This is a genomic window from Pseudomonas savastanoi (assembly GCF_020917325.1).
Classification (GTDB): domain Bacteria; phylum Pseudomonadota; class Gammaproteobacteria; order Pseudomonadales; family Pseudomonadaceae; genus Aquipseudomonas; species Aquipseudomonas amygdali.
Map to the genome: position 1 here is coordinate 2368327 of NZ_CP076652.1, position 20632 is coordinate 2388958.

The window sequence follows — 20632 nt, forward strand, 5'->3', positions numbered from 1 at the left end:
CCTGAACGGTCAATCGCTGTGCCGAAGGTGCCAATCGTCTTATCGTGGCCCCAGCAACTGCTGAGGAGAGATGCCATAAGCGTTTTTGAAGGCTCGACTGAAATGCGAGAGGTTGCTGAAGCCGAAATTCAGCGCAGCGTCACTGACGCGGCGAACGTGGCCTTTGCGCAATGCGTCATGGCACGCCGAGAGCCTTTGCTGCCAGAGCCAGCGAATGGCCGTGGTGCCTTCCTGTGCGAACAGGCGATTGAGCGTGCGTGGCGAAACATGAGTCGCCAAAGCAATGCTTTCGGCCGTCAGCCCTGTGTCGGGTAGATTATTCAACAGGAACTGCTTGATGCGCTGCAGTTGTTGCATTTGACGAGACTGCTGCCGGATATCGGTGTCGCCGAACACCGAGTCGAAGGCTGTAGACAGTACGTCCAGCAGTGATGCATTGAGTCGCTCGCTCAGCGGGTCCGATAAGCCTTCTGTGTTCCAGGCTTCATTCAACAAGGTTGCGGCAACACGGCCCAGCGTCGAACGGCCATCGAGCGTGCGGCACACCAGTCGTTCGGCAGCGGGCATGTGTTGCAGCAACAATTTGCGGGGCACCGCCAGCACAATCTGATCGTCACCTTCGGGGTAACTGCATGCGTAAGGCTGTGCGCTATCGTAAAGGACGATATCGCCAGCGCCTTGCCGGGACTCTCTGTCGTTCTGCACGACGATAGCGACGGAACACAAAGAGAGCGTGAGGAGGAAGTGATCGCTCTCCCTGTCTTGCTGCAACCGCCGGTAATGGAGGGGGGAAGACTGGATACGGGTGAAGGTAACGCTACTCTGATCCCTGACATTCAGCCTGCCGTCAAACGGCGCTTCGGTCAGCGGCTGGCTGGTGACCAAGCCATACGTCGAGCTCACAACCTCCTGCCAGGCGTCGAAACGATCCTCGGGCCGTAGTGGTTCGGCTGGGAAAATCATGGCCATGGCTGCCTCTGCGACGAGCGTCTTTTTACGAAGTGATCGGCGGCAAGGTTATCAGACGTTGATCCAGAGCAAGACCCCTGTGCCGGCAGTGTTTCAAGGTGGTGAAAATAGTTTATAGACCTGTGATCCAGCCGATATATCCCTACGTATGCAGCGCTCTGCTTACCCAAGCCTTCTAGAACAGGAGTTCCATGGACCCGCGCCTTGCAGGGCTTTCTTTCTTGCTCACCCTGGGATGGACGGGGGCCGTGATTCTCGTCATCTGGTTTTACGCCTGATGACGCAACGGTTTTCAGCAGGGGACGGAAGTGGTTTACGAAGCGATCCTTACCGGTGAACGGTAGGGCCAGGAAGTGTGTGCGTTGATAGTGGCTAAATAGTGGTCTGGCAGCGCTAAAGCTAATCTGACTGAAGCCGATGTTTATGTAACGGCTCCTTGCCGAGTGACTTCGATAGTTCCACCTGGCTCTGACGGCCTTGAAGTTTGCGCTATGGAAGGCATTGAGAAAGACGATTAACCGGCTTGATCAGCAGGCACCATAGTCAGTCCGCGCCTCATGTTTGAAGCGTTTGACCGGGCCCGCACAGACCGGGGCTTTATAACAATACTTCCACAGATGCCTACTCGCAGAGTACTTCCACATGTCGACCACAATTGAAAGCACCCACAGGGACCGGGCCGGGCTGGAACTTGATGTTCACTCGCTGTTGACGGCCATTGACCGTTCCCAGGCGATGATCGAGTTCGATCTTGAAGGCAATATCCTGCGGGCCAATACCAATTTTCTGGATTGCGTCGGTTATCGGCTGGATGAGGTCCAGGGTCGGCATCACCGTATGTTCTGCACGCCGGAATATGCGTCCAGCGTCGAATACGCGACGTTTTGGGAAAAACTGGGCAAGGGCGCTTTCGACGAAGGGCAGTACAAGCGCCTGGGCAAGAACGGGCGCGAGATCTGGTTGCAGGCCACTTATAACCCGGTGTTTGACGAGCAAGGCAATCCGTTCAAGGTGGTGAAGTTCGCTACGGACGTGACTGCGCAGCGCAAATCCAATGCCGAGTACGAAGGCAAGGTTGCGGCTATCGATCGCTCGCAGGGTGTCATCGAATTCGACCTTAACGGTCGCGTGCTCACCGCCAACGAAAACTTTCTCAAGGTCCTGGGTTATCGTCTGGACGAGATTCAGGGTCAGCACCATCGCATGTTCTGCGAAGACGACTACCTGAACAGTCCGGCCTATCGTGCCTTCTGGGCCAAGCTCGAACGTGGCGAGTATGACTCCGGCGAATACAAGCGCATCGGCAAGAACGGTCGCGAGTTGTGGATCAGCGCCACCTACAACCCGATATTCGACCCGGATGGTCGTCCTTACAAGATCGTGAAGTTCGCCAACGATGTGACCGAGAGCCGCATTCGTCAGGCTGAGTCCGCGGGCAAGGTGACGGCGATCGAGCGTTCTCAGGCGGTTATCGAATTCGATCTGACCGGCAAGGTGCTGCATGCCAACCGCAACTTCCTTGCGGTATTCGGCTACGACCTGGAGGAAATTGTCGGCGAACACCACCGGATGTTCTGCTCTGAGGAGTTTGTCAGCAGTCTGGAGTATCGCGAGCTCTGGGAAAAACTGGGGCGTGGCGAATATGACGCCAATGAGTATAAGCGCAAGCGCAAGGACGGTAAGGAAATCTGGATTCAGGCGACCTACAACCCGATCTTTGACGCGCAGGGCAAACCTTACAAGATCGTCAAGTTCGCGCTCGACGTGACAGTTGCCAAGGAAACCAGCGTCGAGCACCACGGCAAGGTGAATGCAATCGACCGCGCCCAGGCCGTCATCGAATTCGACATGAGCGGCAACATCATTACGGCCAACGCCAACTTCCTGAAAGCGCTGGGTTATGGCCTGCAGGAAATCAAGGGCCAGCATCACCGTATTTTCTGTGATGAGGAATATGTGCGTGCCACTGAATACCGGGAGTTCTGGCACGGGCTGGGGCAGGGCGAGTTCTATTCCGGACGCTTCATGCGCGTCAGCAAGTACGGGCAGAAAATCTGGATTCAGGCGACGTACAGCCCGATTTTAGACCATGACGGGCTGCCGTTCAAAGTGGTGAAATTCGCCACTGAAATTACCCGTCAGGTCGAGATGGAGCAGGCGATAGAAGCCAAGACCCGCGCCATGGGCGAGTCGGTTAAAGCATTGATGAACGCCATTTCCTACGTGGCACAAAGCACCCAGACGGCCACCGATCTGGCCAGAATGACGCGTGAGCAGGCCAGTACCGGTTCGCAGACTCTGGTCAAGGCGTCCGATGCGATGGGCATGATCGCCAAGTCGGCCGAGGGCATTCAGGACATCATCCAGGTGATCAGCGAGATAGCCAGTCAGACCAACATGCTGGCCTTCAACGCCGCTATCGAGGCGGCCAGGGCTGGCGAGCACGGCCTGGGCTTCTCGGTGGTGGCCGATGAAGTGCGCAAGCTGGCCGAGAAGTCCTCGCGTGCGACCAAGGAAATCAACAAGCTGATCCTCGAAACAGTCAGCCGGATCGAGTCGGGCAACGAGATTTCGCGCAGTGCCGGCGAAGCCTTCGAACACATCGTGGAAGGCGTGATGCAGACCACTCAGGCAATCGACGGGATCAACACCGCGACCGAGAAACAACGCTTGTCGGCGCAGGAAGTGGAAACACTGATCGTGGAGCTGCATAAAGCCAACCTGACCGGCTACACCCAGACTCTGGACAAGGTATCCATCGGACAACCTGCATGAGCAGCCTGAATGCCTATGGCGTCGTGCAGATCAATGGCGTTTATCTGGCGGTGGTTGCCGAAGCGCTGATGGAGGCCGTGCACTGGCCTGCCGACCTGTACCCCCATCCGCTGACGCGCGGTGCGTTGCGCGGTGTGTTTACCTTGCGCGGCAAACCGGTGCCTTTGGTGGACCTGCGGGGCCAGTTGGCGGAGGGCGGCGATACATCGTTGCCCACGCCGCTGGTCGCGATTCTCAAGTACGGCGGTGGCTACCTGGGGCTGGCGATTGATGCGGTCTGCGACATTCTCAAGGCCCGCGACTCTCAATTCAGCCCCTTGGGCCCTGGCGGCACCAGTGTCGGGTTGCTGCCATCACTGCTGCTGGGCGCAGAAGAATCGCGGATGATCTACAAGCTCGACCTGGGTTTTCTGAGTAGCTTGCCAGGCGTACTGTTTGCTGCTGATCCGAGCGCGCAGGTGCTCAAGGAAGAGGCACTCGCGGCCAAGAATCGTTTGCTGCATTACCTGGTGTTCGAGTGTGACGGTCGCAACTTCTGTATCGATGCGAGCGTCGTGACCGAACTGGTGGATAACCCTGAAATTTCCGCGTCGGACTTTGCCAGTGACTGCTGCTTTGGCGTGACGTCGGTACGTGGCACCAAGGTTCCGGCGCTCAATCTGTCTGAAGTCCTTGGTCTGGACCATAAACGCCAGACTTCCAAGCCGCAGTTGTTGCTGTTGACGGCACCGGATGGCCGGGTGTGCGGGTTTGGTTACGACCGCATGGTCGCCATCCAGCGCCAGGACCCGGGCAGTCTTCTGGCGGCACCGGGTTACGGCCTGCCGCATCCTGAACTGCTGGCCGGGGTTATGAACCTGGAGGAGGGGCAACAGGCATTGTTGCTGGATCATCCAATGCTGTTGCAGCGCCCGGAAGTCAAAAGCTACACCCAGGTTTACCAGCACGACGTCAAACCTGCACAAGCCTCGCACGATGTGACCAAGACCATGCTGCGGCATGCCTGTCTGCTGTTTGACGCACCGACCCGCTTCGTCGCGCCGTTGAGTCAGATCGTCGAGATCATGAGCGTGCCGCAACAGCTGATCGGTTTGTCGCAACCGACGACACACTTGTTGGGGCAGTTCAATCTGCGTGGCGAGCAAGTGCCGCTGATCTGCCTGAGCAGTCTGCTGGGCGAAGGGGCGCAAACGCCGGGTGACGCGTCCCGTGTCCTGATCGTGCGTGGCGAGCGCCTGTGCTTTGGTTTTGCCGTGAGCCGGGTCGATGCGATCGACGCGTTCAATCAGTTCGACCCGGCCATGCTCGAGCAGGGTTGGCAGGCCAATACAGGCAAGGGGATCTCGGTCAACGACCGGGTGCGCTCGCTGGTCAGCGTCGGCAGTCAGGAACGCAGTTGGCGCGCAACCCTGCTCGATTTGCAGGGGCTGGCCAGGCAACTGGAGTGCAATGTCGCCGAACGAGTGGCAGCGCGCTAATCAATCGGAACCGAATGCTTCGCGTGTGGCCTTATTTTGAGTGTCCACGAGCGGAGAGAATGACCATGACTGACCAGAAAGACGAGAAAAAGCCGGAACCGGCAAACGATGTGCCTGCGCACTCGACGCCAGAAGAAAAGGAACGCCTGAAGGACTTCAACAAGGGTGGTATTCCGCCGGGGGCCTGTTGATCAGTCAACAGGACAATGCACATGACGCCCGCTCCGTTTTAGATCGGGCGTTATGGTTTCAAAGGCCTGTTCGGGCTCTGTATTGACTCACGCGTCGCGCAGCAGGTCGTTGGCGTTGAGTAGTTCATAGGCGATCTGCGGGCGTGCCTCAAGTGCACTGCGGATTGCGCTTGCAACCGACTTGCGCGTCTTGCGGCACAGGCCGGTCTTTTTCTGCACGACAATGCTGATGCCGCGCATGGTGCGTACTTCGTTGAAGCCCGGTGCGATTTCGACGCGCACACCCAGTTGCTCGAAAATCTTGCGCTGCATGTGCTCCAGATCCTTCAGGCTTTCTACACGGCTCAGGCGCTCAAGCAGCGTGTTTTCCGCATCACGGGTCAGCTTGAGGATGCGCAGGTCGGCGTCTTCCGCATCCAGCCGTTCGCGCTCGCAGTCGCAAGCGCCGGGCGGGCAGGGGTTACGGATTTTGACGGGAGCATTCATGGGTGCAGCATAGCGATTGACGGGGGCGTCTGACCATCCCCCGGAACTGCTGCGCGCAACTGTGGCGATGCGGCAACAGCTCCCTGGTTTCAGATCAGTTCGGCCACTTCATCTCGCCCTTGATGACCTTGGCACTCAGTTCCAGCGAACTCGGTTCGGCCAGTTGTGGCCAGGCATTCTGCATGGCATCGATCAGGCCCTTGGAATCCTTGGTTTTGGCCGCTTGTTGTTCAAAGGACTTCAGGTAGTCGGCGGTGAACGTCACAGCCTTGGTACCCGCTGGAACCTCGCCCAGATAATGGCCCGGAATAACTGTGACCGGCTTCAGCGCCTCAATGCCCTTGAGAGTGGCGAGCCAGTCCTGACGCGATTTCGGGCTTTGGGTATCAGCAATCCAGACATGAATGCCGCTGGACACCACAACGCCGCCGACCACCGCCTTGAGCGATGGAATCCATACGTAGCTGCGCTCGGGTGCCGGACCGTTAAGGCCTTTGATCTGCAACGGTTGGCCTTCAAGGGTCAGATGGTCGCCCTTGAGCACCTCTGGCAGGACCAGGCTGGCTGGCGCATTGTCCTTGAGAATCGGGCCCCAGTAGGCAAGTTTGCCCTGCATCGACGCCTTGATCGCTTTCACGGTAGGGGCGCTGGCAACGATCTTCGCATCGGGGAAAGCGGCTTTGATGACGTCCAGCCCGAAGTAGTAATCCGGGTCGCTGTGGCTGATGTACACGGTGGTGAGTTTTTTGCCGCTGGCCTTGATCTTCTCTACCAGCGCCTGAGCATCGTTACGCTGAAACTGCGCATCGATCAGCACCGCATCATGCTTGCCGGTGATCAGTTCGGATGACACCGGGAAGATGGCTTTTTCGGCCGGGTTGTAGACTTCGATCGCCAGTGGATCAGCGGCCTGGGCTGCAAGCGGGAATAGCGCAGCGAACGATAGAGCAAGCAGAGAATTGCGCAGCATGGGGCACGACCTTTATCGGACAGGACTAAGGTGGTTATCTTATGTTGCTTCAAATGAAACAAAAGCCTCAGTATTGGCAACTATTGATTGCTTATATCGGATGAATCATGGATCGGATCATGGCGGCGCGGGTGTTCATGGCCATCAACGAACGCGGCAGCCTCATTGCTGCCGCCGAAGCGCTGGACATGTCACGGGCGATGGTTACCCGTTATCTGGCGCAAATGGAAACCTGGGCGGGAGCGCGCTTGTTGCACCGCACCACGCGCAAGCTCGGGCTCACTGCGCCCGGACAAGTGACGTTGCTGCGTTGCCAGCAGCTTGTCGAGCTGGCTGACGCAGTGCCGCTGGCTGCCGATACGCAGGTCGATGAGCCCCGCGGCATGTTGCGCATTGCCTGTTCGCAGTCACTGGCACTGGCGGTTCTGGCCCCTGCGGTGACGGCTTACCTGCAACGCTACCCCGGCACCTCGGTGGATCTGCTTATTGGCAACGAGGCTGTGGACCTGGTCAGCGAGCGTATTGATCTGGCGATCCGCATCACCAATCAGCTGGACCCCAATGTGATTGCCCGTCCACTGGGGCATTGCGATTCGGTTGTCTGTGCCTCTCCAGCCTACCTCGCCATGCATGGCACTCCCTCCAGTCCGCAGGAACTGGCTGCACACCACTGCCTGACCTATTCGTACTTCGGCAAAAGCCTGTGGGAGTTCACCCGTCAGCAGTTGCCGCTCAGCGTTCCGGTGGGCGGCAACCTCAGCGCCAATGATTCAGTGGTGTTGCTGGAGGCCGCAGTGGCTGGCGCGGGGATCACCTTGCAACCGGTGCATTCGGCAGCGCCGCTGATTGCAGGTGGCAAGCTGATCGCGGTGCTGCCCGACTACCAGCCAAGGGCGCTGGGCATCCACGCGATCTACACCTCGCGGCATCACCAGTCGGCCACCTTGCGCACCATGCTGGATTTTCTGACTGAATGGTTTGAGAGGAGCGGCGCAGAGCCTTGAGGTTGGATCACCTGCTGCGCAAAGGACGCAGAGCGTCCAGAACGGCATGCCCACGCGGAGCATGGGCACGATAGGGGACACACAGACACCTATCGTTTCTCACGCTCCGAGTGTGCAGGATCAGGTCTTGAACTTGCGCACCAGGCCGTCGAGTTCGCTGGACAGTAGTTCCAGACTTCTGGAATCCGCACGGGCGGAGTCCGAGAGGTCGGCGATCAACTGGGCGTCGCCATGGATCTGGCTAATGTGACGGTTGATGTCCTCGGCCACCTGATGCTGCTCTTCGGCGGCGGTTGCGATCTGGGTGTTCATGTCGCGAATCACATCCACCGACTCACGGATCTGCCCGAAGCTGCTGCGTGCCTGCCCGATCTTGGTCACCGATTGCTGCGACACGTCGAGGCTGGCGTGCATCTGTTGCGCCACCGAGGCGGTGCGTTTGGCCAGATTGCCCAGCAGGTTGTCGATTTCGGCGGTCGAGTCCGAGGTACGTTTGGCCAGTGCGCGGACTTCGTCGGCTACCACGGCAAAGCCGCGACCCTGTTCGCCTGCGCGGGCTGCTTCGATGGCCGCGTTGAGGGCCAGCAGGTTGGTCTGCTCGGCAATCGAACGGATGGTGTTGAGGATCGACTGAATGCCTGCGCTGTCCTTTTCCAGTTGCGTCATGTCCTTGGCCGAGCGGGTGAGTTCCTCGCTGAGCTGGTCCACGCTGCGCACCGCATCATCGATCTGCCGCTGACCTTCACGCGCCTGTTGCTGACCGCTGTCGGCCGAATCGGCGGCCTGGCTGCAGGAGCGGGCGACTTCGTTGGAGGTGGCGACCATTTCATGGAAGGCCGTGGAGACCATGTCCACCGCCTCGCGCTGACGTCCAGCGGCTTCGGCCATGTCGTTGGAGACACGGGTGGAGCTGTGTGAGGCTTCAAGAATCTTCCCGGCAGCCTGGCCGATGTGCTGGATCAGGTTGCGAATCGCGGTAAGGAACTTGTTGAACCAGCCTGCCAGTTGCGCAGTTTCATCCTTGCCGCGCACGGCGAGGTTCTGGGTCAGGTCGCCTTCGCCGCCCGCAATACCTTCCAGGCCGCTGGACACGCTGTGGATCGGACGCACGATGACGCTGGCAAAGCTGGCACCGACAATCGCAAAGACCACCGCCAATACCGCAGCGATAACGCCGATCAGCCAGGTCAGGCGGGTGGCCGAGGCCATCACTTCGTCCTGTTTGATCAGACCGATGAAGTTCCAGCCCAGTTGCTCGGACGGGTACACGTTGGCCATGTAGCGTTCGCCGTTGAGTGTTACCTCGACCAGACCGCTGGCGGTTTTGGCCAGCTCGGTGAAACCGTCGCCCAGTTCACCCAGTTTCTTGAAGTTGTGTTCCGGCTGCTTGGGATCGACCAGCACGGTGCCGCTCTTTTCCATCAGCATCAGGTAGCCGCTGTCACCCAGCTTGATCTGCTTGACGATGTTGGTCAGCTGCTTGAGTGATACGTCGATGTTGACCACGCCGCCAGGGTTGCCCAGTTTATTGGGGATCGCCCGAATGGTGCTGACCAGCACCGCGTCATCGTTGGCCCAGTAATAGGCGTCGCTGCGCACGGTTTTGCCAGCATTGGCCATTGCGGTCTTGTACCACGGGCGAACACGTGGGTCGTAGTTGCTCATTTTCGGGTCTTCCGGCGTCATGATGTAGCTGCCGTTGATCAACCCGTAAGAGACGTAGGAGTAGGCCGGATGGGCCTTGGCGATACTGGCGAACAGCTCGGTCGCCTGCCTGTCATTCTCGGACTGCGGGGGAGGCGTTGCGCCCATGTAGTTGCGGAAATCATCGCTCGCCCCGGCGATCAGCGGGTGCGCCGCGATGTAATTGACGTTCTGCGTAATGCCGTCGAAAAACAGTTGCATGGCATTGTCGACCTGGCGAATCTCGCGTGCGCTGCTGTCCACGAAATCACTGGTCGCCTTGTCACGCAGATTCACGATCACGATGGCGGCGACGACTAATATGGGCAAACACGCAATGACTGCGAACGCCCACGTCAATTTCTGTTTGATATTCATTTGAGCTCCGGGGGGCGCGTTACTGCCGCAAGTGTCGGGTGCTGCATGGGTGCAGTCTGCGACCCCAGGCGTTGAGCCGAGGGTCGCTCTTATGGTCTACCAAATGTCCAACGGCTTTATGCCAGTATTCTTTAGGCGGCTTGGCGGTAACAGACACTTGTTGTCGTTCATGAGCACGAAACGGCCTTTATTCACTGAAGCAGTAACCCGTTGTTCATGAGAGGCGCCCTCCAAACTCGGTCATGGCATCCAGCATCGCTTCCTTGAAGTAAGCCAGTGAAGCCCGATCAAAGAGAATCTGAAAACAGGGTTCGCTCTGCGCGCCAACATTGATCACGATCACATTGATTCGCGCTGCCGAGGTCTGCGCCACCGAGCCGACTGCGAATGCTGACGGACGCAGGTCCACGCCGCACAATTTAGCCATCACCTCGGGGATGCACGGGCCGCTCATTTGCAGCCACGCATGGCTGTCTTCGCGAGGCAGCAGGTAGTTGGCGTTATGGTCCAGTTCCCAACGGGCTTCCTCATCGGCTATGCGCTGGCCTTTATCAAGCGGGCTGCCGAGCAGCAGGTATTCGGTCTGCGAAAGACGTGCAACATGGCTGCCGTCGGCCTGAGTAACCGCGCGGTTCGGCGTGTCGGGCAGACTGAAACCACGTGCTGTCAGGTATTCGGCGCTTTGCGTACCGCGAAACCCCACGCGCGGCAGATCGGTCAGGTCTTGCAGTGTGCACAGTGAGGGCGCGCCGGCTCTGACCGGGCGGTCCTGGATAAGGCTATTCATGGTTCAGAGCTCCTGGCGCTGGTTTTCAGGATCAAAGAAGGGCAGTTTCACGACGGTCGCCTGAACCACCACGCCGTCTTCGACGCGAATCGGAATCTGCTGGCCGGGTGTGCTTTGGTCGAACGCGGCATAAGCCATGCCGATAATCATGCCCAGGGTTGACGAGTATTCGCAGGAGGTCACGTTGCCACTGATGTCCGGGCCTTTGAGCACCAGATGACCTTCAAGCGGCAACGGACTGGCCTTGGGCAGGGTGAAACCCACCAGCTTGCGTTTCTGCGGCTGGGCTTCGAGGATATCCACCGAGCGGCGGCCGACGAAGAACGGCTTGCTCCGGCTGACCGCCCAGCCCATGTCGATTTCGGCCGGATGGGTCATGCCATCGGTGTCCTGGCTGATGATGACGTGGCCTTTTTCCAGACGTAACAGACGTTGCGTCTCGACGCCGAACGGACGCATGTCGAAGGCCTTGCCAGCCTCGACAAGTGCATCCCAGAGCCTGAGCGCGTGACGAGCGGGCACATGGATCTCGTAGCCCAGTTCGCCGACGAAACCGACCCGCAACAGCCGCGCCTTGATACCGGCAACAGTGCCCAGGCGCACGCCCAGATAGGGGAAACCTGCGGCGGACAGATCAAGGTCGGTACACACTTGCTCCAGTACCTTGCGTGAATCCGGGCCCGCCACGTTGACCGCAGCAATGGCCGCTGTGACGTTGGTGATGTCCACGTTCAGACGCCACTGGGCATTCCACTTGAGCATCTGTTGGTAGATGCGATCCACACCGCTGGTGGTGGCGGTGACGTAGAAGTGCTGGTCGGCAAAGCGTGCACAAACGCCGTCGTCAATGACCACGCCTTGCTCGTTGGTCATCAGCGCATAGCGTGAACGCCCGACCGGCTGCTTGAGGAACGCAAAGGTGTACATGCGGTTGAGCAGCTCGGCGGCATCGGGTCCGCGCACGTCCAGGCCACCGAGTGTCGACACATCGATAATCCCGACCTTGTTGCGCACATGCAGTGCTTCTTGCTGCATGCAGGTATCGCGTTGCGATGGCTTGCCATAGAACGCTGGACGCTGCCAGATCCCGGCCGGCATCATCTTCGCGCCTGCCTGCACATGCCGTTGGTGCATGGGCGTCTGGCGGTAGGGGTCGAAGGCCCGTCCCGCGACGTGCGCCAGTTTCTCTGCCTCGAAGGGCGGCCGGGCAGTGGTCACACCGGTTTCGCTGATGCTGCGCTGGGTAGACGCGGCCACCAGTCGTGCGGTTGGCAACGCTGAGTGACGACCTTGCGACGGCCCCATCCCGACAGTGGAATAACGCTTTACCAACTGAATGTCGCGATAGCCAATGCGGGTGGCATTGACGATATCGCGCACCTGCAAGTCTTCGTCGAAATCGACAAAATCCTTGCCTTCGGGATGCGGAAACATCGGCCAGGCGAAGTTGACCTGCGCTTCGCTGCGCAGTGCGGCCGGTTTGTCGGTCGATTCCAGGCCTAGCGCCGAGAGCACCCCGGCGGTGGCATTCGCCGCATCGGTCAGCACGTTATCCAGCGCGTGATAACCGTTGACCGAACCGGCGATGCGCAGGTTCTGCGGCAGGCTGCTGATCGCGAACTCGGCCTGCCGATCGTCATAGGCAAGCTTGCCGCCCGCCTGACACAGCAACTGGTAGGCCGGCATGTAGCCGCCGGACATGCACAGCAGGTCGCACTCGACACTCAAACCCTTGTTGGCCACCTGACCCTGGCCGGTGATCTTGCGCAGCTCGGCCCCGCTTACGTGACGCATGCCTTTCTCGTGCAGCGCTTCATACACGGTGGTGCTCATGTGGCAGACGATGCCGCGTTGCTCCAGCGCAACCTGCAATCCCAGATCCGACGGATTGGCGCGCATGTCGGCGACCGCGACCACTTCGACACCCTGATCGTGCAAATCCAGTGCAGCGAGGTAACCGTCATCATTGCCGGTCAGCACCACCGCGCGCTTGCCGGGCTTGACTGCGTACAGCCTGATCAGACGCTGCGCGGCGCTGGTCAGCATCACACCGGGCAAATCATTGTTGCGAAAAATAACCGGCTGGTCGAACGAGCCACTGCACACCAGGCATTGCGTAGCGCGCACCTTGTACAGACGCTTGCCCTGAATCACTGGCAGATAGTTGTCGGTAAACCAGGCATTGCAAGTGGCCTGTGTGAGGACCTGAATATTGGCGTGCGCCTGCACGGCGTCGACCAGTTCGCGCCGCAGTTGCCCGGCACGCTGACCGTCGATATCGAAGCGCGCGTACGTCAGCGAACCTCCGAGTATCGGCTGCTGTTCGATCAACAGCACCCTGGCTCCGGCGTTGGCTGCGGTCAGAGCCGCCTGTAACCCGGCAGGTCCTGCACCGATTACCGCCAGATCTGTGAACAGGTAGGCCTTGTCGTAGTATTCAGGCTGAAAGTCCAGATCCAGCACGCCGAGGCCCGCTTTCTTGCGAATGATCGGCTCCCAGACTTTCCACATGCCTTTGGGCTTGTAGAACGAGCGGTAGTAGAAACCCACCGGCATGAACTTCGAGAACTTGCCCAGCCAGGCATCCCTATCGTGGTCCAGCGAGCCGCTGAAATTCTGTCCGGTTGCCTGCAAGCCATCCTGCAAGACAAAAGTGTCGGCCAGCACGTTAGGCTCGTGTGGCAACTGGATCAGGCTGTTGGCGTCCTGTCCGGCCATGCTCAGCGGTCCGCGCGGGCGATGGTATTTGAACGAGCGCGAGAGCAGAAAGCGACCATTGGCCAGCAGTGCGCTGGCAATGCTGTCGCCTTGCAGGCCCTGATACGTTTTGCCATCGAAGCTGAAGGTGAGCGGCTGGTTGCGATCGATCAGCAGGCCCATGGGCTCGGGCAAGCGGGCTGGGGTGGTCATCCTGCGATCTCCTTGGATGGGAGGGAAGCGAAGTCGATACGTGCGGTAAATATTTCCCGCGGGTCGAAGGTGCGAATGATCTCGTCGCTGCCGGTATGACGTTCGGCCAGAAACCAGTAGCTGGACGGGTTATGCATCCACCACTCGCGCACCACGCCCAGGGTGTCCTCACTGTTGAACACGTAATCGGCCCATTGCGCATCGCTGCAGGTTTGCGGGTCAGGCATGTGCTTGAATTCGCCGCCGTAGGTGAATTCGCTGATGTTGCGCGGCCCGTTGAGCGGGCAGGTCATGATTTTCATGTGTCGCTCTCCGTCAGTGGCTGGCCGCTGTCGCGCCCATTTCGTTGACTTGCTGGAAGGTCGAGAAGCGTTCCAGCGCGAATGGCCTGATCAACTCAGGCACCTTGCCGCCACTGGCCACCAGTTCGGCCATGGTCTTGCCGCAGATCGGCGTCGCCTTGAAGCCCCAGGTGCCCCAGCCTGCATCGAGGTAGTAGTTCCTGACGGGGGAAAGGCCCATGATCGGGCTGTAGTCCGGGGTCATGTCGGTGATTCCGGCCCACTGGCGCATCAATTTGGCGTTGGCCAGAAACGGAAACATCTCGATGGCGTGCGCCAGCAGACTTTCCTTGAGGTCCAGCGTCGAGCGAGTGTTGAACAGCGGATACGGGTCCGAGCCGCCGCCAAACACCACCTCGCCACGACTGGTCTGCTGGACATAGCAGTGCAGGGCAGACGAGCTCACCAACGGGTCGAGGAACGGCTTGAAGGGTTGAGTGACCATCGCTTGCAGCGGGAAGGTCTGGATCGGTGAGCGAATGCCGGCCTTTTTCATCATCTGCGAACTCATGCCCGCGACCGCCTGTACGGCGCAACCGCACTGGATGGTGCCGCGATTGGTTTTCACAGCAGTGATGGCGCCATTCTCGATTACCAGTTCCTGCACTTCGGTCAGTTGATGAATCTCGACGCCGCGCTTGGCCGCCTGTTTGGCATAGCCCCAGGCCACCGCGTCATGACGTGCGGTGCCGCCGTCGATATGCCACAGGCCGGCGAGCACCGGCAGATGGCCAGGGTCCAGATTGAGGCTCGGCACCAGTTCGCGGATCTGCTGGCGGTCGATCATTTCGGTGCGGCCGCCGAAATGCTTGTTGACCTCGGCGCGCTGACGGAACGAGCGTACGGTGGCGTCGGTATGCGCGAGGGTTAGCTGGCCGCGCTCCGAATACATGATGTTGAAGTCGAACTCGTTGGACAGGCCCTGAAACATCTTCACCGACTCGGCATAGAACTTCACACCTTCGCTGGTCAGGTAATTGGAGCGGATAACCGCCGTGTTGCGCGCCGTGTTGCCGCCGCCCAGATAGCCTTTTTCCAGCACGGCGATATTGGTGATGCCGTGGTATTTCGACAGGTAGTACGCGGTCGCCAGGCCATGACCACCGCCGCCGATGATCACCACGTCGTAGGAAGGCTTGAGTTCCTTGGGCGCAGGCAGATCCACCTCGACCGGATACTCCGGGCTGAGCCCGTATTTCAACAGGTTGAAAGGCATACGGCCTCCGATTGGCTGCGCTGTGCGAGGGCTTGCTGCCTGGCAGCAGTCACTGTGTTTTTCATCAGAAAGGCGATGGTCATCGGCCCGACGCCACCGGGTACCGGTGTGATGGCAGAAACCACGCTCAGGGCGTTGTCGAAATCGACATCGCCCACCAGGCGGCTGCGGCCTTGATCCTCGATGCGGTTGATGCCGACATCGATCACCACTGCGCCGGGCTTGAGCCAACTGGCGTCGATCATGCGCGGGCGACCCACTGCTGCGACGACGATGTCTGCCAGCTGACACAAGGCCTTGGCGTCGGTACTGCGCGAATGCACCACTGTCACCGAGCAATGCGCTTGCAACAGCAGGGCGGCCATCGGTTTGCCGACGATATTGGAGCGACCGATAACCACCGCATGTTTGCCGCTCAGATCGCCGCAGGTCTCTTCAAGCAAGTGCATGCAGCCGCTGGGCGTGCAGGGCGTCAGTACGCTGCGTCCCTGGCTGAGGCCGCCCACGTTTTCACTGTGAAAGCCATCGACGTCCTTGCCCGGATCAATGGCCTGCAAGGCGCGGGCTTCTTCAATGTGCGGCGGCAGTGGCAGTTGCAGCAGGATGCCGTTTACCGAGTCGTCGGCGTTCAGTTCGGCAATCAGCGACAGCACCTGTTGCTGGCTACTCTTGGCAGGCAGGCGGTGCTCCAGCGAACGAATGCCTGCTTCCTCGGCGCGCAGGATCTTGTTGCGCACATACACCTCACTGGCCGGGTCGTTACCGACCAGAATGACCGCCAGTGCCGGTTCGATGCCGTCGGCTTTCAAGGTTTTCACGTCGTTTCTGACCTGTTCCAGAACACAAGCGGCGGCGGCCTTGCCATCGATGATGCGCGCGCTCATCGGAAGATCACCGTTCGGTCAGTGTTTAGAAACACCCGATGCTCAAGGTGGTACTTGACTGCCCGCGACAGCGCGATGGTTTCGTTGTTACGGCCTGCTGCGACCAGGTCTTCAGGCAGGTAGACGTGATCGACACGCTGCACTTCCTGCTCGATGATCGGGCCTTCGTCCAGGTCGCTGGTGACGTAATGCGCAGTGGCGCCGATCAGTTTCACGCCGCGCTCATAAGCCTGGTGATACGGCTTGGCACCCTTGAAACCCGGTAGAAACGAGTGATGAATGTTGATTGCCCGCCCCGCCAGTTGCTTGCACAGGTCGTCGGAGAGAATCTGCATGTAGCGCGCCAGCACCACCAGTTCGGTGCCGGTTTCGTCGACCACCTTCATCAGCGCAGCTTCCTGCGCTGCCTTGGTTTCTTTACTCACAGGCAGGTAAATGAAACGAATGCCTTCCCGCTCGGCCATCGGCCGCAAGTCCAAGTGGTTGGACACAATGGCGGTGATGGTCATGTCCATTTCCCCCTTGTGGTAGCGGTACAGCAGGTCCGTCAGGCAGTGATCGAACTTGCTGACCATCAACAACACGCGCATCGGGCGACGTGTGTCATGCAGTTCCCACTGCATGGTGAAGTCTTTGGCCACCACATCGAAACCGGTTTTCAGCTGCTGGATGTCGCCGTCGTGACCATCGTTGAAACGAAACACTGCACGCATGAAAAATGTGCCGCTGTACTCGTCGTCGAACTGGGCCATTTCACCGATATAGCAGCCGTTGCCAGCCAGGCATGAAGCCACTGCCGCGACAATGCCGGAGGTCGCCGGGCAGCTGATCTTCAGGATGAAATGGTTCTTCTCGTGTTGCATGGCTTGTCCTCTGGAATAGGGCGGCAGCTCGGCAAAGGGGGTAAAAAGTCAGATACAGAGGTTTTCTGAGTGGCGAATAAAATTCTCTACAGGAATTTAATATTCTTGAAGGCTGTTTTATAGGCGAAAGGAAAAGCAGCGTCCAGAGGTTTCTGGAAACTTTGTTTACTCGAGGGAATGTGGATGGGTGGGGCAGTGAGGGCTGGGGTCCTGGTTTCGCTTGCCATCAGACAGAAAACGCTTGAGGCAGGCGTGTACCAGCAGGAATAGGGAGGTCATTTGTGATGCGCAACGCCTACAAAGGTCAGCGAGGTAAACAAGCCACGCTCTGCGAGATCGGCGCTGGCCATTCGCTGAGGAAGCGGCAGCGCTCGGTGACGCTGAGTTAAAAGCAGGCTCGTGCGCGAGTCCGATCGTAATGCTCATCCACAACCCATAGCGTCGAACGCTACGCCGACCGTTCCTCGCCTGCTTGCCTTGCCTTCGCCCACCGAGTTCCTGTACAGAACCTAGGAGCGGTACCCCGTAACTGCTTTTTTTATGCCATGTAAAAACGACCCGGTGTAGGTCCTTTTGAAGTTGTAAGAATCTATATAATCATCTGGGCTCGAATAGTGGGGGTGCATGTTTTTTACCATGGGTGTAAATCTTCTTCTGTTACGGTCTTTGATATCGGTATAGCTTATAGCCTTGTGCTGATGTATTGCACTTGTCATCATGCCATTGAGTCTGGATTTTTTGTCTTCCAGGATGCCGGCTGTTTCGCCCGAGTCGATGTTGGTGAAGTGGAATTTTTCGGTGTAGCTTAAGCCCTTGTCAATCTCGTTATGCAAGATTTTTATCAGTCGCATAACCCCTCTGTTTTTATAGTCAAGACGTGCTTTTCCACGGGGTGTGTCATATAAGAGGTTGTCGGGATGATGAAAGCTCGCCGCTTCACTAGCGCTAAGATCATCGTCGTTTAAAAACCTGGATATAGTCGCCATTTTGATCGTTGTGCGTTCGCTGCCAAAATGTTGCGTGAGCATCTTGTGCGTTTCCATAATGCTGCTTCCCGTCACCGAGTAGTCCAGCAGTACCGCATTTTTATGCTGCGAAAACGCTTCTCCGAGACTCCCATCCAGGTAGTTATTCCTGTTAGTCCTTTCCACCTCGCCGAGTTCGCTGATTTCCGGCATTTTTTTCATGTTACCTAACCCTGACACCTGCAACAGTGCGGTGTCGAAGCCCGAGGCGCTGATATATTCTCCCAAGGCTTGCGGTGAACGGCCAACCATGACAAATACTGTTTCTTCCGCCGACAGGCCCGATGCAGAAAGCCCTTCTTTTATACTCTGAAAAACTGAACTGAATCCTTCAATATCTTTTTCATCAAAATGCGTTCTTGTCGCTGTGAGACCGTCAGTGTCATGGTAGGTAACGGGATTATTGCGCACCATCCTGTACCGGTTCAGTCCGTCAGCATCTCCTGCAGGATCAGGGCTGATCCACCTCTGCAGCCACGGCGCATAATACCTGAACCCGTAGTAATACAAGCCCGTCGCGTCCCGCTCTTTACCCGAGTAACGGACCGTTTTGTAGGTCGCTTCGATTGCATTTTTCGCAGCCCACCATGCCGTACCGCCGTAAGGATAATAGCTTTCCTGACTGATTAATTCGGCCTGTTGATTCAGTTCCAGTGTATGGCTGCCCACAGAATCGCTGAGGCTGTAACGCACTTGGTCGTTATCAATGCCTTTACGTAACCCGTTTTCCCAATGCAACCAGTGCACACTATTACGTCCTGCCTGGGCAATGACGGCATGTAACGTTTCACCTGATGTACGTGTGCGAATCTCAAGCCCTGGGAGGTAACGCACTTCGCTCACCTGCTCTGTGCCAAGGGTTTTGGCGCGGCGCACTTTGCGCACTCGCTGGCCGCCGCCGTCATAGACATAGGTTTCGACATCATCGTCCTGGCCATCCGGCGCATCGCGCTGTACCTGGGTGACGTTGCGCAAGTGGTTGCGGGTATCCCACTGCATGACCTGACCCGGTGACAAGTTCTGTTGGTTACCGTTGGCATCAAATGCTTTGGCGAAATCTATAGGTGAACCGTCCTTGTACACACTGCGGTTGCTGCGTGGGTCGACTACCATTTCGCGCGTATAGGTGTTGCGCACTCCGGCGTTGTGCCTGAGCCGGGTCAGGTTGCCACCGCTGTCATAGCTATAGGTTTGGCGGTAATTGCGCCAACGGCTGTCATCCGCTGCGCCAAAGACTTTCAGCCCTGGCAGGTCCGGGCCGATGGTGTAAGTGGCACTTTCCCGCCCCGTCGCGCTGATCAATTGATAGAGCGTGTCGTAGGTATACGTACTCACCGCCTGGATACGCTGCTGAGTATCCCACTGTACCTGCTGCGCGAGGTCTTCAACTTGCTCGATATTACCCACCGGGTCGTACTGGTAATGCAAGTCCTGCAGCATTTTGCCACTTGGACTTTCGGCCTTGAGGCTGCACAGCACGCCGCTCACTGGCGAGTAATAAGCCGTCGTGATCACATCATTGCCTGCCTGTTCGATCTCTACGTCGCCGAAAGCATTGTAAGTGGCGCGTTTGAGTAACACCGTGCCGTCAAGCCAGGAAGCACGGGCCCCGCCTGTGACATTGACCTCGAAACGCTGTACGTGATCGAGGGCATCCTTTTGCTCGATGACAGCGCCTAAGGCATCGTGACGCCAGCAGGTGGCGTAGGTGTCGATTTCTAAATCATCTGCTGACTCAGGCCAGATCGGGGCCGCCAGCGATTTGCAGAAGCGGCGGACTTCGGTGAGCGGCTGGGCCAATACGCCAAAATGCTCACGCGATAAACTGCCCGCCTGATCATCATGGCGAATCAGTTGGCCACAACGGTTGTTATGGGCGTCTTCCTCGCCGGATCCCGCATAGGTAAAACGCTCTACACAAAGCAGCGGGGCATCCCAAGAGACTTGCTCAAACACGCTGACAGGGCGCATAAGTTCATCGTAGGCATAACGCAGGCAGGTACCGCGCCCGTCCCAGCTTTCATACAACACCCCCGCAGCGTCATGGCAGGCAACCCGCCAACCCGCATCGACGCTCTCCGTTTGCAACGCTTGCCCACTAAGGCTATAACGCGCGGTTTGGGTGGGTTGAATTTCAATCTCACCCGAATCAAGCAAACGCGGGTCCCACTGTTGGCTTAAATGACCATAGGTATTGAACACATGGCGCTGGACTCGCGCAACGATAACCTCCTTGGCATCCCGTCGATAGTAAGCAATGTTACGCACAGCCAGGCTGCGCGGATCAATGACTGCTAGAGAAGGCGTGTATTGGTGCAGGGAAGCCGTCATAAGTCATTCTCACTGTCAATCAGGGATGCATTAATTAATTGAAGCGTCTTGAAGCAGGGAACAGCAAAAGGATCAGGTTATGAGCCGCATCGTGGGGCAAGGCCAATTTTAGCGTGTGTCATAAATAGAGGCTTTATAAGCGTTTGCCGATAGGGATTTACGCACGTATAGACAGCATCGTTAGTTTCAGCTTCTGCCTGAGCGCATAAGCTCGAACTTAATGAAAAGTTGCGCACGCTTTACGTCCGGCTTGAGCCGTCTTAGTGACGGTACGCAAGCGAGTCAATGAGATGGCCGGATGTCGCATACCTTGGTTAGCGTATCAGCTAATATGGCGTTGG

At 58.2% G+C, this 20632-nt stretch carries 14 protein-coding genes and 3 pseudogenes; 5 read left to right on the forward strand and 12 right to left on the reverse strand.

Annotated features, from left to right (window positions below; translation table 11 throughout):
- Positions 1 to 39: 39 nt before the first annotated feature.
- Positions 40 to 969 carry an AraC-like ligand-binding domain-containing protein gene (locus KP808_RS10310; RefSeq protein ID WP_054081844.1) on the reverse strand — a complete coding sequence of 310 codons (930 nt, stop codon included), beginning with the start codon at positions 967 to 969 and terminating at the stop codon, positions 40 to 42.
- Between the two features lie 735 nt (positions 970 to 1704).
- Between KP808_RS10310 and KP808_RS26105 the strand changes: the two are divergent.
- From KP808_RS26105 to KP808_RS25910, 4 genes and pseudogenes are all read left to right on the forward strand, one after another.
- Positions 1705 to 3069 (forward strand): annotated as a pseudogene (locus tag KP808_RS26105) (PAS domain-containing protein); the annotation flags it as partial.
- A 207-nt stretch (positions 3070 to 3276) separates the two neighbouring features.
- Positions 3277 to 3744 (forward strand): annotated as a pseudogene (locus tag KP808_RS26110) (methyl-accepting chemotaxis protein); the annotation flags it as partial.
- Entirely contained in the window at positions 3741 to 5222 is a 1482-nt protein-coding gene (locus KP808_RS10320; RefSeq protein ID WP_230018348.1) for a chemotaxis protein CheW, read from the forward strand. The pseudogene KP808_RS26110 and the gene KP808_RS10320, both read left to right, overlap by 4 nt.
- Before the next feature lie 65 nt (positions 5223 to 5287).
- Positions 5288 to 5413 carry a hypothetical protein gene (locus KP808_RS25910; RefSeq protein WP_080164905.1) on the forward strand — a complete coding sequence of 42 codons (126 nt, stop codon included), beginning with the start codon at positions 5288 to 5290 and terminating at the stop codon, positions 5411 to 5413.
- 87 nt (positions 5414 to 5500) lie between these two features.
- Here KP808_RS25910 and KP808_RS10325 read toward each other — a convergent pair whose 3' ends face one another.
- Positions 5501 to 5899 (reverse strand): hypothetical protein, encoded by a 399-nt coding sequence (locus KP808_RS10325; RefSeq protein WP_005746847.1) that lies wholly within the window; start codon positions 5897 to 5899, stop codon positions 5501 to 5503.
- 94 nt (positions 5900 to 5993) lie between these two features.
- Positions 5994 to 6869, reverse strand: a complete 876-nt coding sequence (locus tag KP808_RS10330) for an MBL fold metallo-hydrolase (RefSeq protein WP_230018350.1) — start codon at positions 6867 to 6869, stop codon at positions 5994 to 5996.
- A 107-nt stretch (positions 6870 to 6976) separates the two neighbouring features.
- Between KP808_RS10330 and KP808_RS10335 the strand changes: the two genes are divergently transcribed.
- The gene (locus KP808_RS10335) at positions 6977 to 7873 is read left to right on the forward strand and encodes a LysR family transcriptional regulator (protein ID WP_230018353.1); all 897 of its coding nucleotides are present in this window, start codon (positions 6977 to 6979) and stop codon (positions 7871 to 7873) included.
- Positions 7874 to 7993: 120 nt separating this feature from the next.
- On the opposite strand, the gene KP808_RS26115 is transcribed toward KP808_RS10335, so the two are convergent.
- From KP808_RS26115 to KP808_RS10375, 9 genes and pseudogenes are all read right to left on the reverse strand, one after another.
- Positions 7994 to 8761: a methyl-accepting chemotaxis protein gene (locus tag KP808_RS26115; RefSeq protein WP_371875232.1), complete on the reverse strand. Its 768-nt coding sequence runs from the start codon at positions 8759 to 8761 to the stop codon at positions 7994 to 7996.
- Positions 8762 to 8899: 138 nt separating this feature from the next.
- Positions 8900 to 9934 (reverse strand): annotated as a pseudogene (locus KP808_RS26120) (cache domain-containing protein); the annotation flags it as partial.
- Between the two features lie 214 nt (positions 9935 to 10148).
- Positions 10149 to 10721 carry a sarcosine oxidase subunit gamma gene (locus tag KP808_RS10345; RefSeq protein WP_230018357.1) on the reverse strand — a complete coding sequence of 191 codons (573 nt, stop codon included), beginning with the start codon at positions 10719 to 10721 and terminating at the stop codon, positions 10149 to 10151.
- A 3-nt stretch (positions 10722 to 10724) separates the two neighbouring features.
- On the reverse strand, positions 10725 to 13631 hold the full coding sequence (locus KP808_RS10350) for a 2Fe-2S iron-sulfur cluster-binding protein (RefSeq protein WP_230018359.1): 2907 nt from the start codon (positions 13629 to 13631) through the stop codon (positions 10725 to 10727).
- Positions 13628 to 13933, reverse strand: coding sequence for a sarcosine oxidase subunit delta (locus KP808_RS10355; RefSeq protein ID WP_004658056.1), 306 nt, complete (start codon positions 13931 to 13933; stop codon positions 13628 to 13630). Before KP808_RS10355 ends, KP808_RS10350 begins: the two co-directional genes overlap by 4 nt.
- A 13-nt stretch (positions 13934 to 13946) precedes the next feature.
- Positions 13947 to 15188 carry an FAD-dependent oxidoreductase gene (locus tag KP808_RS10360; protein WP_122281703.1) on the reverse strand — a complete coding sequence of 414 codons (1242 nt, stop codon included), beginning with the start codon at positions 15186 to 15188 and terminating at the stop codon, positions 13947 to 13949.
- Positions 15170 to 16072 carry a bifunctional methylenetetrahydrofolate dehydrogenase/methenyltetrahydrofolate cyclohydrolase FolD gene (gene folD / locus KP808_RS10365; RefSeq protein WP_230018361.1) on the reverse strand — a complete coding sequence of 301 codons (903 nt, stop codon included), beginning with the start codon at positions 16070 to 16072 and terminating at the stop codon, positions 15170 to 15172. The genes KP808_RS10360 and folD overlap by 19 nt, the downstream gene beginning before the upstream one ends.
- Positions 16069 to 16935: a formyltetrahydrofolate deformylase gene (gene purU / locus KP808_RS10370; RefSeq protein WP_058400242.1), complete on the reverse strand. Its 867-nt coding sequence runs from the start codon at positions 16933 to 16935 to the stop codon at positions 16069 to 16071. Before purU ends, folD begins: the two co-directional genes overlap by 4 nt.
- Before the next feature lie 509 nt (positions 16936 to 17444).
- Positions 17445 to 20291 (reverse strand): RHS repeat-associated core domain-containing protein, encoded by a 2847-nt coding sequence (locus KP808_RS10375; protein ID WP_230018363.1) that lies wholly within the window; start codon positions 20289 to 20291, stop codon positions 17445 to 17447.
- Positions 20292 to 20632: the final 341 nt, after the last annotated feature.